Origin of the sequence: Rhizobium croatiense (assembly GCF_019793465.1) — a bacterium.
Classification (GTDB): Bacteria; Pseudomonadota; Alphaproteobacteria; order Rhizobiales; family Rhizobiaceae; genus Rhizobium; species Rhizobium croatiense.
The window spans coordinates 84,713-100,491 of the sequence record NZ_JAILYJ010000017.1 but is presented as its reverse complement, the minus strand read 5'-3'; the positions used below and the strand labels follow the sequence as shown (position 1 = coordinate 100,491).

The 15,779-nt window shown below is 64.1% G+C and carries 10 protein-coding genes; 2 read left to right on the top strand and 8 right to left on the bottom strand.

Annotation, left to right across the window (positions count from 1 at the left end; translation table 11 throughout):
* Position 1: 1 nt before the first annotated feature.
* Complete coding sequence (gene trpS / locus K6M89_RS24560) at positions 2-1,066, bottom strand: tryptophan--tRNA ligase (protein ID WP_222141310.1); 1,065 nt, start codon at positions 1,064-1,066, stop codon at positions 2-4.
* A gap of 96 nt (positions 1,067-1,162) precedes the next feature.
* Positions 1,163-1,561: a VOC family protein gene (locus tag K6M89_RS24555; protein ID WP_097579515.1), complete on the bottom strand. Its 399-nt coding sequence runs from the start codon at positions 1,559-1,561 to the stop codon at positions 1,163-1,165.
* A 188-nt stretch (positions 1,562-1,749) separates the two neighbouring features.
* Here K6M89_RS24555 and K6M89_RS24550 point away from each other — a divergent pair, with 188 nt between their 5' ends.
* Positions 1,750-2,178 carry a YcbK family protein gene (locus K6M89_RS24550; protein WP_097579516.1) on the top strand — a complete coding sequence of 143 codons (429 nt, stop codon included), beginning with the start codon at positions 1,750-1,752 and terminating at the stop codon, positions 2,176-2,178.
* Between the two features lie 3 nt (positions 2,179-2,181).
* Here the strand turns inward: K6M89_RS24550 and murJ are convergent, their stop codons facing one another.
* The 4 genes from murJ to mutS form a co-directional block, all read right to left on the bottom strand.
* The gene (gene murJ, locus K6M89_RS24545) at positions 2,182-3,762 is read right to left on the bottom strand and encodes a murein biosynthesis integral membrane protein MurJ (RefSeq protein ID WP_222141309.1); all 1,581 of its coding nucleotides are present in this window, start codon (positions 3,760-3,762) and stop codon (positions 2,182-2,184) included.
* Entirely contained in the window at positions 3,759-6,665 is a 2,907-nt protein-coding gene (locus K6M89_RS24540) for a [protein-PII] uridylyltransferase (RefSeq protein ID WP_222141308.1), read from the bottom strand. The genes murJ and K6M89_RS24540 overlap by 4 nt, the downstream gene beginning before the upstream one ends.
* A 133-nt stretch (positions 6,666-6,798) precedes the next feature.
* Positions 6,799-7,074: a hypothetical protein gene (locus K6M89_RS24535; protein ID WP_097579519.1), complete on the bottom strand. Its 276-nt coding sequence runs from the start codon at positions 7,072-7,074 to the stop codon at positions 6,799-6,801.
* 11 nt (positions 7,075-7,085) lie between these two features.
* Positions 7,086-9,812, bottom strand: a complete 2,727-nt coding sequence (gene mutS / locus K6M89_RS24530; RefSeq protein ID WP_222141307.1) for a DNA mismatch repair protein MutS — start codon at positions 9,810-9,812, stop codon at positions 7,086-7,088.
* Between the two features lie 113 nt (positions 9,813-9,925).
* On the opposite strand from mutS, the gene K6M89_RS24525 reads away from it, so the two are divergent.
* Positions 9,926-12,211, top strand: a complete 2,286-nt coding sequence (locus K6M89_RS24525) for an NADP-dependent malic enzyme (RefSeq protein ID WP_222141306.1) — start codon at positions 9,926-9,928, stop codon at positions 12,209-12,211.
* 246 nt (positions 12,212-12,457) lie between these two features.
* Here K6M89_RS24525 and olsB read toward each other — a convergent pair whose 3' ends face one another.
* Positions 12,458-13,336, bottom strand: a complete 879-nt coding sequence (olsB, locus tag K6M89_RS24520; protein ID WP_097579522.1) for a l-ornithine N(alpha)-acyltransferase — start codon at positions 13,334-13,336, stop codon at positions 12,458-12,460.
* A gap of 108 nt (positions 13,337-13,444) precedes the next feature.
* Entirely contained in the window at positions 13,445-15,724 is a 2,280-nt protein-coding gene (locus tag K6M89_RS24515; RefSeq protein ID WP_222141305.1) for a PAS domain-containing hybrid sensor histidine kinase/response regulator, read from the bottom strand.
* Between the last annotated feature and the right edge of the window lie 55 nt (positions 15,725-15,779).

Genomic DNA, 15,779 nt, shown 5'->3' with positions numbered 1-15,779 from the left:
CTTAATACACGAAGCCGATGACGTCCCGCAGCTGGTTCATCGTCACCTCGGCGCGAGCCCTTGCGCGTTCGCTGCCCTTGCGCAGGATTGCATCGATGTGGCTGGTATCGTCCATCAGCCGGCGCATTTCGCCGGTGATCGGCGCCAGCACCTGGATGGCGAGATCGACCAGCGCCGGCTTGAAGACCGAGAACTGCTGGCCGCCGAATTCGGCAAGCACTTCCGACTTCGATTTGTCGGCAAGCGCGGCATAGATCGCCACCAGATTGTCGGCTTCCGGCCGGCCCTGCAGCCCGTCGACCTCGCTCGGCAAGCCGTCCGGATCGGTCTTTGCCTTGCGGATCTTCTTCGAGATCGCATCCTCGTCATCCATCAGATTGATGCGCGACAGGTCCGAAGGATCCGATTTCGACATTTTCTTTGTGCCGTCGCGCAGCGACATGACGCGCGGTGCCGGTCCGCCGATGAGCGGTTCGACCATCGGGAAATAGGCATGCACCGGCTCGTCGCCGACGGTGATGTCGACGCCATAGCCGCTCCTGCCGATATGCTCGGCATAATCGAGGTTGAACTTCATGGCGATGTCGCGGGCAAGCTCGAGATGCTGCTTCTGGTCCTCACCAACCGGCACATGGGTGGCGCGGTAGACGAGAATGTCGGCGGCCATCAGGCTCGGATAGGCGTAGAGGCCGAGCGAGGCCTGCTCGCGGTCCTTGCCGGCCTTGTCCTTGAACTGCGTCATGCGGTTCATCCAGCCGATGCGGGCGACGCAGTTGAAGATCCAGGCGAGTTCGGCATGCTGCGGCACGGCCGACTGATTGAAGACGATATGTTTTTCCGGATCGATGCCGGCGGCGATGAAGGCGGCGGCGATCGAGCGCGTCTGGCCCGGCATGTCCTCGTGCACCAGCTGGGCAGTGAGCGCATGCATGTCGACGACGCAGTAGATGCAGTCATTGCCTTCCTGCAGCGCCACGAAGCGGCGGATCGCGCCGAGATAATTGCCGAGATGCAGATTGCCGGTCGGCTGCACGCCGGAGAATACGAGTTTCTTGAATTCGCTCATGTCGTCCTCAATAGGCTGGTGGAGGGCCCCAGGGCTGTTCGCCCATGTTGCTAACGCCGCGGCTTATGCACGGGCAGCCTGTCGCAATCAAGAGGTTCAGCCTGCGGCATGCTGGATCAGATCGAAGCTGTTGCCATAGGGATCGGCAAAGACCGCCACGGTGCCGTAAACCTCATGCCGTGGCTCCTCCAGAAAGCGCACGCCGGCCGCAAGCATGGCGGCATGATCACGGGCGAAATCGTCGGTCTTCAGGAAGAAGCCGACACGGCCACCGGTCTGGTTGCCGATTGCTGCCCGCTGCGCGGCATTGGCCGCCTGCGCCAGCAGGAACGCCGCCCCATCCTCGCCTTTCGGCCTCACGACCACCCAGCGTTTGCCGTCGGGCTGCGGCTTGTCCTCAAGGCAGTCGAAACCGAGCGCGTCGCAATAAAAGGCCTTGGCGCGGTCGTAATCGTCAACGACCAGAGTGACGAGGAAAAGCGACTGGATCGTCATGTGATCTCCTGTGTTTGGACGTTTTTTCCATTTTGAGGCAGACATTGCCCCGGTCTTAAGCCGAATTGATCAGGCTGTTTAGTTATAATTGAGTATAAAATTTCACAGAAAAGCTTTTATTGAACTGAAAATCCTCGACGGCGCAGGGGCGGCCGGATGGCCGCCGTTCCAACCACTCGGAGGGACCCATGCAGAACCCCGCTTTGCTCGCCATGGCAGGCCTTTTCGCCCTACAATCAGCAACCAGCGCCGTCGGTCAAGACAGCAAAAGGCCGGCCATTCATCTGCCGAAACATGAGGCGCGCCTCGCCTATACGGTCCAGACCGTCAGTGTCCGTGCCGGCTGTTTTCCCGCGCGTCTTCGGGCCGTGCTGTCGCATATCGCCGCGAAAACTGGACGCCGTCCGATGATCACCTCCGGCCTGAGGCCGCATCCCCGCCGTCATGGCTCCCTGCACGGCAAATGCCTGGCGGCCGATATCAGGATGCCGGGCCTGTCGGAGCGCACCATCATCGCCGCCGCAAGCAGCGCACCGGGGATCGGCGGCATCGGCACCTATTGCAACGGCATCGTCCATGTCGATGTCGGGCCGCGGAGGCGGTGGGTCGATTGTTAGAGCTTATGCATCTTCTGCCGCCACCGGCTTGCGGTTCAGATTGCGCCGGATCATGCCGAGATTCGCTCCGCCGATCAGGAAGGCGGCGGCGAAATAGACCAGCATGGAGATCGCAATCAACAGCCCCAGCGTGCCGATCTTGGTGAGAAGCGGCGCGCCCGAGGCAAGCCAGGGCGCAAAATACTGCTTGAGGAAGACGATCGCCGCCCCCATGACGGCCGCGGCGACGATCAGCAGCGCGGTGCGTTTTGCCAGCGCCCATTCCCAGGTCAGATGCCCGCGGCGCAAAAGTGTGGTGAACAGCAGCACGGTGCTGATCCAGCCGGCTGTGGCTTCGGCGACGGCGATGCCGGGCGCGCCCATATAGGGGAAGAGTGTCAGCGCCGTGGCGCAGTTGGTCGCAACGGCGATCGCCGAGAAGCGCATCGGCGTCTTGGTGTCCTCGCGGGCATAGAAGCCGGGCTGCAGCGCCTTGATCAGCACGAAGGCGGGCAGGCCGATGCCGTAAATCGCCAGGATCGAGCCGACGACGAGGGTGTTTTCCTGATGGAAGGCGCCGCGTTCGTAGAGCACGCGGATGATCTCGTCGGACAGGATCCAGAGCGCGAAGGCGGCGGGAATGGTCAGGAACAGCACGAATTCGATCGAGCGGTTCTGCAGGTTGCCGGCCTCGCGCAGGTGGCCGGCCTTCAAGGCGCGCGCCAGCTCCGGCAGCAGCACCACGCCGACGGCGACGCCGACGACGCCGAGCGGCAGCTGGTAGATGCGGTCGGCATATTGCAGCGCCGCGATCGCGCCGTCGCGGGAGGAGGCGATCGCCTGGCCGATCAGCTGGTTGATCTGGGTGATGCCGCCGGTGACGGCGGCCGGCACGGCCAGGATCAGCAGCCGCTTGACGTTCGGCGTCATCTTCGGGAAGCGCAGGCCGATGCTCATGCCGGCCGCAAGCACGCCGACATAGACGACGGCAAGCTGCAGCACGCCGGCCACAAGCACGCCCCAGGAAAGATACCAGGCAGTCGCCAACGGATCGGCACCGGTATAGAGCGCATAGAACAGCGCCCCGATCATCACCACGTTCAAAAAGACGGGTGCGATGGCGGCGGCGAAGAAATGATGCAGCGAATTCAGCATGCCGCTCATCATCGCTGTCAGCGACATGCACATGAGATAGGGAAACATCACGGCCGCCATGCGGATCGTGATCGAGAATTTCTCGGGGTCGTCGGCGAAACCCGGCGCGATGATAAAACGCACCAGCAGCGGCATGGAGAGCTCCATCACGATGGTGATGAGGAGCAGCACCGAAAACAACACGCCGAAGACTTCCTCGGAAAAGCGCTTGGCCCCATCCGTACCGTTCGCCTCGATCTCCTTGGCAAAGAGCGGCACGAAGGCGGCATTGAAGGCGCCTTCGGCAAACAGCCGGCGAAACAGATTCGGAAAGCGGAAGGCGGCATAGAAGACGTCGGCCATCGGGCCGGTGCCGAGTGCGGCGGCCATCAGCGTTTCGCGGGCGAAGCCGAAGATCCGGCTGCCGAGGGTGGCGCCACCGACGGTCGCGAATTTCTTGACGAGACTCATGCTGGGGAATCGGCTTTCTTTTCGGCTGGGGGCGATGTCCGGGCGGTGGCGGCCGGCGCGATGATGCCGGAAGGCATGCGCTCGCGCAGTTCGTCCTCCTCCTCGGCCATCACCGCCTTCATCCGGGCGGTGATATTGGCGCGCTTGCTGTCGCCCGATATTTTCTGGCCGACCAGATCGGTGACGTAGAAAGTGTCGATCACCTTCTCGCCGAAGGTGGTGATGCGGGCCGACTGGATGTCGAGCGATAGATCGGAGAGCACGGCGGTGATCTCAGACAAGAGGCCGGGGCGGTCGAGGCATTCGACCTCTATGACGGTGAACTTGTTCGACAGGTTGTTGGTGATGTTGACCGACGGCGGAATGACGAAGGCCTTACTTTTCTTGCGGTTGCGCGCGCGCGTGGCGATGACTTCGGGCAGGCGCTTGCGCCCCGACAGCACGTCCTCGATCATTCGCCCGATCGTGCCGGCGCGGCGCAGTTCGTCGGCATCGTCGGCAAACTCGCGGCTGACATGGATCGTATCGAGCGCCCGTCCGTCCGACGTCGTGAAGATCTGCGCATCGACGATGTTGGCGCCGGCCGCCGCACACGCCCCGGCAATGACGGCGAGCAGGCGCGGATGGTCGGGCGACAGCACGGTGATCTCGGTGATGGCGTGGAAACTGTCGGTCCGCACCATGGTGGCGAGCGCCTGGCCCGCCTTGTCGGCCTGGCGGATGAAATGGGCATGACGAAGCTGGTCTTCCAGCGGCACGGAGAGCAGATAGGGCTGGTAATGCAGCTTGGTATAGGTGTTGCGGTCCTTCTGGCTCCATTCGGTGAGCGCGCCGCGCAGCGCCTCGGCGGCGGCATTGGCCCGCTCCTTGCGCGATACCTCGGAGAAGCCGCCGGCCAGCAGCAGCTCGGTCTCGTAATAGAGCGTGCGCAGAAGCTGGCCCTTCCAGCCGTTCCAGACGCCGGGCCCGACGGCGCGGATATCGCAGATCGTCAGGATCAACAGCATCTTCAGCCGGTCGAGCGACTGCACCCGGTCGGCGAAATCGGTGATCGTCTTGCGGTCGGTGAGGTCGCGGGTCTGCGCCACCATCGACATGGTCAGATGTTCCTCGATCAGCCAGACGACAATTTCCGTCTGCTTCTGCGACAGGCCGAAGCGGGCGCAGAGCTTGCGGGCGACGCGGGCGCCGGCGATCGAATGATCCTCCAGCCGGCCCTTGGCGATATCGTGGAGAAGAACGGCGACGTAGAGCGCCTCGCGGTCTTCGATGTTCGAAATCAGCTTGTTGGCGAGCGGGTGCAGATCCTCCGAACGCGACTTGTCGATCTCGGAGAGAACGTCGACGGTGCGGATCAGATGTTCGTCCACCGTATAGTGGTGATACATGTTGAACTGCATCATCGCGACGATCTTGCCGAAATCGGGAATGAACCGGCCGAGCACGCCGGCCTCGTTCATCCGGCGCAAGATCAGCGCCGGGTCGCGTTTCGATGTCAGGATCGACATGAACAGGCGGTTCGCCTCGTCGTTTTCCCGTAAGCTGTTGTCGATCAGGGCAAGCGAACGGGTGACGCGTTTCAGCGCATCGGGATGAAATTCCAGCCCATTGATGTCGGCGACATGGAAGAGCCGCAGGATGCTGACCGGATCGCGCTTGAACACCTCCGCGTCGGCGAGAGCGATGCGGCCGCGGTCTTCGACGAATTCGACGCTGCCGGCGATCTTGCGGGTGCGATGGGTGAAACGGCTGATGACGCCGGTAAGGCCGGGGATCGATTTGGCCTGCTGGTCTTCGAGCGCGGCGCATAGGATGCGGGTCAAATCGCCGACATCCTTGGCAACGAGGAAATAATGTTTCATGAAGCGCTCGACGGCCGAAAGGCCGGGGCGGGTGTGATAGCCGAAGGCTTCGGCGATCTCGCGCTGGATGTCGAAGGACAGCCGTTCCTCGGCCTTGCCGGTCAGGAAGTGCATATGGCAGCGCACCGCCCAGAGGAAGTCGTCGGCCTTCTCGAGCAGGCGGTATTCGTGCTTTGACAGGACGCCGAGCTTGACCAGCTCCGCCTGGTCGCGCACGTGATAATAATATTTCGAGATCCAGAACAGCGTGTGCAGGTCGCGAAGCCCGCCCTTGCCTTCCTTGACGTTCGGTTCGACGAGATAACGTGTGTCGCCGGCCTTGCGGTGGCGTTCGTCGCGCTCGGCAAGCTTGGCCGCGATGAATTCCGGGCCGGTGCCGGTGACGATTTCCTTGTCGAAGCGGGTCTCGAGCTCCGTTTCCAGCCGCTGCAACCCGCAGATAAAGCGCATCTCCAGAATGGCGGTGCGGATCGTCATGTCGGACTTGGAAAGCGCGATGCATTCCTCCACCGTACGGGTGGCGTGGCCGACCTTGAAGCCCATGTCCCAGAGCACGTAGAGCATGAATTCGACTGCCTTGTGCGTCTCTTCCGCCGGCCGCGGCAGGAAGAGGAAGAGCAGGTCGATATCGGAGCCGGGTGCCAGCGTGTCGCGGCCATAGCCGCCGACGGCGGTGACGGCGAACTTGTCCTTCTGTTGCGGAAAGATATGGGCGGTGGCGAAATTGTAGAGGACCGTGATGATCTGGTCCTGCAGCCAGGAAATCCGGTAGGCGCAGTTGAGCCCGCTGCCGTCGGCAGCTAGCGCCGCGCGCGCCTTCTGCCGGCCCTCGGTGCTTGCCTTTTTCAGGACGGCGAGGAGATCGGTACGCATGACATCGGGCCGGTTGCGGTTGGCTTCGGCAACGGCGTCGCACTGGTTCTGCAGCAGCTCGGTGTCAAGGATCGTGGAGAAATCGAGGTCGCGCATTGCTTTCGCCGGAGTGGCGTCCTGTTCATGCCGAGCTGCCGGTTCGCGGCCTGCCGCTGGTTTCGTCTGCATGCGCTATAGCCTCTTTGCCCGGCGATTGACACAGGTCCTCATACTGCAAGACCCTTTAAATTTGGCGAAATGGTGTTGGCCGGCGGCAAGGGTCGGGACGCTTTGATGCAAGCAGCGGCTTTCGGCAAAAGCCTCAGTCGGCCGCCTGCGCTCTCAGCGCGTAGAGCACCTGCCGTGTCTCGCCCAGGATCTCTTCGAGCGTCTGCCTGTCGCATTCGCGATAACCTGCCTTGGCGATCGCGGTTGCGAGCTCCGAGATCATAGCGCAACTGCGGGTGATTTTCAGCAGGCCGATCGGCGAGGTCCAGCCGCGCGCATCGCGGTCCCGGTCGGCGCGCCGCATCGTGTCGAGCATGGAGCAGATCAGTGAGAGGCGCTCGGTTTCGCGAACCAGCTTTTCCATGAACATCGGCCGCGCTCCTATTTCAGCTTCTTCTTGAGATCGTAAAGCGCGTCCATCGCCTCGCGCGGTGTCATGTCGTCGAGGCTCATCGCCTTCAACGCCTCCTCGACCTTGGACGGCCCGCGAGCCGCGTCCTCGCGGCGCACCGCTACCTGGAAGAGCGGCAGGTCGTCGATCAACTGGCTTGCCGGGTTCTTGCGGTCGGCATCCTCGAGGCGGGTGAGCACGTCGCGGGCGCGCGCCACGACCGAGGCCGGAAGCCCGGCGAGCCGGGCGACCTGGATGCCGTAGGAGCGGTCGGCCGCACCGGGCCCGACCTCATGCAGGAAGATGACGTCGCCGTCCCATTCCTTGACGCGCATCGTGGCGTTCGATAGCCGGCCAAGTTTCTCCGACAGCACGGTCAGCTCGTGGAAATGCGTGGCAAAGAGGCCGCGGCAGCGATTGGCCTCGTGCAGGTGCTCGACGGCCGCCCAGGCGATCGACAGACCGTCGAATGTCGCAGTGCCGCGGCCGATCTCGTCGAGGATGACGAGCGAACGGTCGCTTGCCTGATTGAGGATGGCGGCGGTCTCCACCATCTCGACCATGAAGGTCGAGCGCCCGCGCGCCAGATCGTCGGAGGCGCCGACGCGCGAGAACAGCCGGTCGACGATGCCGATATGGGCTGATGCCGCCGGCACGAAGGAGCCCATCTGCGCCAGGATCGCAATCAGCGCGTTCTGGCGCAGGAAGGTCGATTTACCGCCCATATTCGGACCGGTCAGCAGCCAGATGGCGCCGTCCTTGGCGCCGTCCTTCGGCGAAAGATCGCAATGGTTGGCGACGAAGGGGCCGCCCGCCTGCCGCCGCAGCGCCTGCTCGACGACGGGATGACGGCCGCCCTCGATGGCAAACATTTTCGAGCCGTCGACCTGCGGCCGGCAATAGGCCTGCTCTTCGGCGAGCAGCGCCAGGCCGGCGGCGACGTCGATCACCGCCAGCGCGCGGGCGCCCGATTTGATCGCCTCGGCTTCAGCCACAACGGCCGCCGTCATCCCGTCGAAGGCTTCGAGTTCGATCGAAAGCGCCCGGTCGGCAGCGTTGGCGATGCGGCTTTCAAGATCGGCAAGTTCGGTCGTGGTGAAGCGCATCGCGCTCGCCATCGTCTGGCGGTGGATGAAGCGGGCCTTGGCTTCGGCCGTATCGGTCATCGGGCCGGCATTGCCGGCGGTGACCTCGATGAAATAGCCGAGAATATTGTTGTGCTTGATCTTCAGCGACCGGATGCCGGTTTCCTCGGCATATTGCAGCTGCAGCCCGGCGATGACGCGGCGCGACTGGTCGCGCAGCGCCCGGACCTCATCGAGCTCGGCGCTGGCGCCGTCGCGCAGGAAGCCGCCGTCGCGCTTCAGCAACGGCAGTTCATCGGCAAGCGTCTCGGCAAGTAGCGTTTCCAGGCTCGCGGGAAGCGCTTTCAGCCCGGCCAGCGCCTCGCCGAGCTCTTCCGGCAGCATGGCGTTGGCGAGCATGGCCGCAACGCCGCCCGCCGCCTGAAGGCCTTGGCGGATGGCCGCAAGGTCACGCGGGCCGCCGCGGTCGAGCGCCAGGCGGGAGAGCGCCCGCGGCATGTCGGGCACATGTTTCAGCGTGTCGCGCAGCTTGCCGCAAAGCGACGGTTCATCGATCAGAAAGCCGATCGAATCGAGCCGGGCATTGATGCGGCCGGGATCGGTGAGCGGCGACATCAGCCGTTCGGCCAGAAGCCTGGCGCCGCCGCCGGTGACGCTGCGGTCGATCGCGGTCAGCAGCGAACCGTTGCGATCGCCCGACAGCGTGCGGGCAAGTTCGAGATTGGCGCGGGTGGCCGGGTCGATGAAAAGTGTCGAGGCGGCACTTTCCCGTTCGGGCTGCCCAAGCGGCGGACGCTCGGCGATCTGCGTCTTCTCGACATAGGCGACGGCGGCTGCGGCCGCCGCAAGCTCGGCGCGCGAGAAGCTGCCGAAGCCGTCCAGCGTCGAAACCCCGAAATAGCGGGCGATCCGGCCTTCGGCGCTGGCGCTGTCGAAGAGAACCGCCGGCTGCGGCACCGCCGTTCGGCCGAGCACGTCAAAGACGGGTTTCAGCTCGGCATCGTGGAAGATCGTATCGGGCAGGATGAGCTCGCGCGGATCGATGCGCAGGATGTCGGCAAGCAGCCGCGAACTTTCCGTCTCTGCCAGCCGGAAGACGCCGGTGGAAATATCGATCCAGGCAAGCGCCAACGCCGGTTCGGCCCCGCCGCGAATGCGGGCGAGCGCCATCAGATAGTTGGATTCCGAGGGCGATAGCAGCTTTTCCTCGGTGATCGTGCCCGGCGTGACCAAGCGCACGACATCGCGCTTGACGACGGATTTGCCGCCGCGCTTCTTTGCTTCGGCGGGATCCTCGACCTGCTCGCAGACGGCGACGCGGAAGCCGAGCGAAATCAGCTTCTGCAGATAATCGTCGGCGGCATGCACGGGAACGCCGCACATCGGGATATCCTGGCCCATATGCTGGCCACGCTTCGTCAGCGTGATGCCGAGCGCGCGCGAAGCCTCCAGCGCATCCTCGAAGAACAGCTCGTAGAAGTCGCCCATGCGATAGAAGAGCAGCGAACCCGGATTGTTCGCCTTGATCTCGATATATTGCTCCATCATCGGCGTCGCCGAGGCACGGCTTTCCGCCGTGGCAAGCTCGGCAGCCGAAAAGGCTTCATTTCCTGTGTCTATTCGTGCGTTCACGGAGGTGCAGTTTTTCCCAAAAAAACAGGTGCCAACCCTATCCGCGCGCCGCTATAGATGACAACAGCATTTGAGGAAGAGCAAAGCGTCGCCCACAGGACGTTGGAGGATTTATGCCCGATATCGATAAGAAGGACCGGCCGGCGACATCAGTGACCGACCAGGAGGCGCTCGATTTTCATGCCATGGGCCGGCCCGGCAAGCTGGAGATCAACCCGACCAAGCCGATGGCAACGCAGCGCGACCTGTCGCTCGCCTATTCGCCGGGTGTCGCCGTTCCCGTCAAGGCGATCGCCGCCGATCCGCAGACGGCCTATGATTACACGGCGCGCGGCAACATGGTTGCGGTCATCTCCAACGGCACGGCGATCCTTGGTCTCGGCAATCTCGGCGCGCTCGCCTCGAAGCCCGTCATGGAAGGCAAGTCGGTGCTGTTCAAGCGCTTCGCCGACGTCGATTCCATCGACCTCGAGATCGATACGGAAAATGTCGACGAGTTCATCAACTGCGTGCGCTTCCTCGGCCCCTCCTTCGGCGGCATCAACCTCGAGGATATTAAGGCGCCGGATTGCTTCGTCATCGAAAGCCGGCTGCGCGAGCTGATGGATATTCCAGTCTTCCATGACGACCAGCACGGCACGGCGATCATCGCCGCCGCCGGCCTGATCAATGCGCTGGAGCTGACCGGCCGCGACTTGAAGACGACGAAGCTCGTCTGCAACGGTGCAGGCGCGGCGGCGATCGCCTGCGTCGAACTGGTCAAGGCGATGGGTTTTGCGCCCGAAAACATCATCCTCTGCGACACCAAGGGCGTCATTTACCAGGGCCGCACCGAGGGCATGAACCAGTGGAAATCGGCGCATGCGGCAAAGACCGACGCCCGCACGCTGGAAGAAGCGATGAAAGGGGCCGACGTCATTTTCGGCCTGTCGCAGAAGGGCGCCTTCTCGGCCAAGATGATCCGCTCGATGGCGGATCGGCCGATCATCTTCGCCATGGCCAATCCCGATCCCGAAATCACCCCGGAAGAGGTGGCCCGCATCCGCGACGACGCCATCATGGCGACCGGCCGCTCGGACTATCCGAACCAGGTCAACAACGTCCTCGGCTTCCCCTATATCTTCCGCGGCGCCCTCGACGTGCGCGCCTCGACGATCAACGACGCGATGAAGATCGCCGCCGTCAACGCGCTGGCAAACCTTGCCCGCGAGGACGTGCCCGATGACGTGGTCGCCGCATACCAGGGCAACCGGCCGCGTTTCGGCGCGCAATACATCATCCCGGTTCCCTTCGATCCGCGGCTGATCTCGGCCATCCCGGTCGCCGTCGCCCAAGCTGCGATCGAAAGCGGCGTCGCCCGCAAGGTCATCACCGACATGGCCGGTTATGCCCGCGAGCTTTCGGCCCGCCGCGATCCGATCGCCTCGACGCTCGCCAGCCTCTATGAGCGCGTGCGCCGCCGTCCGAAGCGCATCGTCTTTGCCGAAGCCGAGGAAGAGCAGGTCCTGCGCGCCGCACTGTCCTATGCCAACCAGCAGCTCGGGACCGCCCTGCTGCTCGGCCGCGAGGACCTGATCCGGGCGACGGCGGAGCGCGCCGGCATCGATCTCAACCGCCCCGGCCTCGAGATCGTCAATGCCCGCATCTCCACCCGCGTCGAGGCGTATATCGATTACCTCTATGCCAGGCTGCAGCGGAAGGGGTATCTCCACCGCGATGCGCAGCGGCTGATTCACAACGACCGCAACCATTTCGCCGCCACCATGGTGGCGCTCGGCGATGCCGACGGCATGGTGACCGGCATCACCCGCAACTATTCGACCGCACTCGAGGATGTGCGCCGCTGCATCGACGAGAAGCCCGGCCACCGCGTCATCGGCGTGTCGCTGGCGCTGTGCCGTGGCCGCACCGTCTTCGTTGCCGATACCGCGGTGCACGACATGCCGAGCGCCGAAGAGCTTGCCGATATCGCCGAAGAGGCCGCCGGCCTCGCACGGCGCATGGGCTATCCGCCGCGTGTTGCGTTGCTCGCCTATTCCACCTTCGGCCATCCCTCCGGCGAACGCTCCGAGCGGGTGCGCGAGGCGGTGAAGATCCTCGACAAGCGCCGCGTCGATTTCGAATATGACGGTGAGATGGCCGCCGATGTCGCGCTGAACCGCAAGGTGATGGAGCAATATCCGTTCTGCCGGCTCTCCGGCCCCGCCAACGTGCTGGTCATGCCGGCCTTCCACTCGGCCTCGATCTCGACCAAGATGCTGCAGGAACTCGGCGGCTCGACGGTGATCGGCCCGATCCTCGTCGGTCTCGACAAGGCCGTGCAGATCACCTCGATGGGCGCCAAGGACAGCGATATCGTCAACATGGCGGCGATCGCTGCCTACGGGGCGGGTTCGTAAAGCTTATCCGCATACGGCATCCGGCCGAGAGATCGGCGGACCAGCCCTCAACCGCCTGCCGCCACCAATCGGGGTCGAAACCAGCGGCTCGACCCCGGCGAGGGGTAGGGTGAGGGGCAGCCGCGGCGCAAGCCTTACGAGAGGTTCGTGTCGCCGATCCCGGCGTCACAGCGCGCCGAAGCGAGGATCATCGGCATCATGAAGCGACGACCTCGGCCAAAGCCGCCGCTATTGCTCAAACTGCGATCAGCTCGCGAAGCGGCCGGCGTCGGCGCCGTAATAGTTCAGGTAGCGGTCGGAAATGCTGGAGATCGGCAGCACGATCAGCACGTCGGTGGTGTTGAAAGCATGATCGATGACGGCGCTGGAGCCGACCATCGCGCCGAGGCGCAGATAACCCTTGATGAGCGGCGGCAGGGCCATCAGCGCCCGCTTCGGGTTGACCGCCTCGACCGGCATCAGGTCCATGTTGCGGGCGAGATGCGGCAGCGCGCCGACGGCCCATTCATCCTTCGCCAGCACATTATGGTAGAGGAAGGACAGGGCCAGCGCATGGCTTTCCAGATAGACGCCGGGGAACGAGGCGCAGCCGAACATGGCGCTCATGCCGTGTTTCAGCGCATAGGCCCAGTTGCCCTGCCATAGAAGCTCGACGGTGCGTTTGGTGCGGTATTCCGGCAGCACGCAGGAACGGCCGAGCTCCATGAAGCGCTTGTCCGGATGCTTGGCGAGAAGCCCCTCGATCTCGAATTCGGAAGCCGAGTAAAAACCGCCATTGGCCATGGCCACATCCTGGCGCAACAGCCGATACGTGCCGACGATCTGGTCTTCAGAATCGCCTTCGATCGCACGGTCGAGCACAAGAAGATGATCGCAGAAGGCATCATAGGCGTCGACATCACGCTGGCGGCGCATGGCGTCCAGCGGCAGCTGTGCCTTCATTTCGTCGACGAAGACGCGGTAGCGCACCGCCTGGGCGGCGTCGATCTCGCGCGCCGTGCGGGCAAGGCGCGTTTCCAGATTGCCGATGCGGCCAAGGATATCGCCGTCCTTCTGGGCAGCAGCCGTCGACGGCCGTGCAGCCTCGGCTGTGACGTCACGATTGAGAATGTCGGTGGAGGACATGGCGATTCTCCGGTTGCCGGCTTATCGACGCCATAAAACACTTCTGTACGACAGGAAAGTGACATATTGCATTTCCCGGGGCAAGACGCGTGCCGGTCCCCACGGGCTCTATCGCGCCTCTGCCCGGCGAGCAGAAAGTGCGGCGACCGCCTGAACTTCGGTCAGCAGCCGCAGCGGGTCGACCGGCTTCACCATGACCCGGTTGGCGCCATTGAGCAAGACCTGGCGGCGTGATTCGTCGCTCTTGTCGGCGGTCAGCACGATCACCGGCACGGGCGCAAGATCGAGCCGCCGTTCGTGGCCGCGCAGCCGTCCCAGCATGTCGATGCCATTGCCGCCCGGCATCGACAGATCGCTGATGATGATGTCGGGACGGGCATCGGCCTCGCCGAGGGCGCAATCGAGCAGCGTCTCGAAATCTTCGACGTGACGCACCTTGTGGCCGCCTTTTTCCAGGACGACGCGCACCAGCATGGCGTTGATCGGGTCGTCCTCACCGAGCAGGATGCTGAGTCCGCTCGCCGCCACCCTCGCCTCCGCCACCGAAAGCCCGAAGCCCGGCTGGTTGTCGTTCAGCGCGTCGCGTTTTTCCATGCCGCGCATGCGCCCGCGCAGCACATCGATCAGCGACTGTTCGCGCAGCGGCCGGATGAGCCAGGCATCGAACAGGTCGAGCGGATGGGCGCTGCGCTCTTCCGGATTGACGAGCAGAACCTTGCGCAGGCCGAGTGCGGCGATTTCGGCGCGATCGGCAAGGTGAGCGGAAAATTCCGCCGACATGCGGTGGTCGACGATGATATCGGTCGGCCGGCCGCCGCCATTGGCCATGCCGAGCAGTTTTTCCCGCGCCGTCTCGCCGTCGCCGACGAGATGGCAGATGCCGCCGAGCGCGGTGATGGTCTCGGCGATGGCGGTGCGCGCCGCACCTGCCGGCGCCAAGAGCACGACGCTGTTGCCGGCAAGCAGCGTGTTTCGCCGGTCGGGCCGCTCGCTGCCGATATCGACGGGAAAGCGGATGGTGAATTCGCTGCCGAGGCCCTTTTCGCTGGCAACCGTCAATGCGCCGCCGAATTCGCGCATGATGCGCGCCGAGATCGCAAGGCCGAGCCCGGTACCGCTGCTCTTGTCGGTGACGGTGCCGCCCTGCTCGAACTCGCCGAAGACGCGGGCCTGCTCCTCCGCCGTCATGCCGGGACCGCTATCGGCCACGGTGATCAACAGGTTGCCGGCGTCAAGCGAGACGCGGATGAAGACGCCGCCGACCTGAGTGAACTTCACGGCGTTGCCGATGACGTTGAACAGAACCTGGCGCAGCCGCGCCGGATCGAAGCTCATCTGCTCCGGCACGTCGGATGATACGGTGGCGCCGATCTCGATACCCTTTTCATGTGCCCGGTGGGCGAGCATCTCGACGACGCTCTCGAGCAGCTTGCGCAAGGATTCGGAGCGCGGGTGCAGCTCGAAGCGGCCGACCTCGATGGTGGAGAAATCGAGCAGATCTTCGACGAGCTGTGTCAGCGCGTGGCCGGATTGGCGGATATTTGCCAGATAATTCTGCTGTTCCTGCGTCAGTCGCGTCTCGGCGAGCAGATGCGTCATGCCGAGGATGCCGGAAAGCGGCGTGCGCACTTCGTGGCTGACGGTGGCAAGCAGCCTGGATTTGGCGGCGCTATTATATTCGGCCTTCTGGCGGGCCTCCTCGCGGCTCTGCGCGATCAGCCGCTCTTCGGTGACGTCGCGGGCAACGCTCTGCAGCAGCAGGCGGCCGTTCGCCGGATCGCGGGTGACGACGTCGCGCCAGACGAAAATGCGCTGGCCTTCCGGTGTCGAGATTTCGACATCGTAGCAATGCGGGATCGGACCGGGGCGGAAGGCGAGGCCGATCTCCTCGCAGCTGCGTCCTTCCGGATGCAGCCGTCCGGTCAGACGGCGAAACGTATCGTTGGCGGAGACGATGCGCCGGTCCATGGTGCGGCCGACAGTGATGTCGCCGAGCACGTCGTGCACGTCGGCGAACAGCTTTGCGCCGTCGTTGCGCTCCGGCAGGGATTGGCGGCCGGGCGTGTTTGACCCCCGCCGGCGGAACGTCAGGACGAGGTAACCGGCAAGCACCGCCAGGCCGAGAACGACAAGCCCGCCTGGCAGCAGCAGCGGATGGCCGGCATGGGCAAGCAGCATGAGGATCGTTGCGGCGAGAAGGCCGGCGCCGCTCAGCCAGTAGAACAGCAGGCGCCGTGTCGGGGCGGGCGCCTGGCGCCGATTGGCTTCCTGAGGTGCTGCTGCACGTGGGCGCGGGGAGGGTTGCCCCATCCGCTCCTGATGCGGCTTGGCGGCGGGTCCGCCGAAGGCGGCGGACAATCTTTCCTGCAACTGTCCCAGGTTGTGCATGCTATGTGGCTAACATGAGGCCCCTTCCGAATGCCTTCAGGAATTCGATAAGATT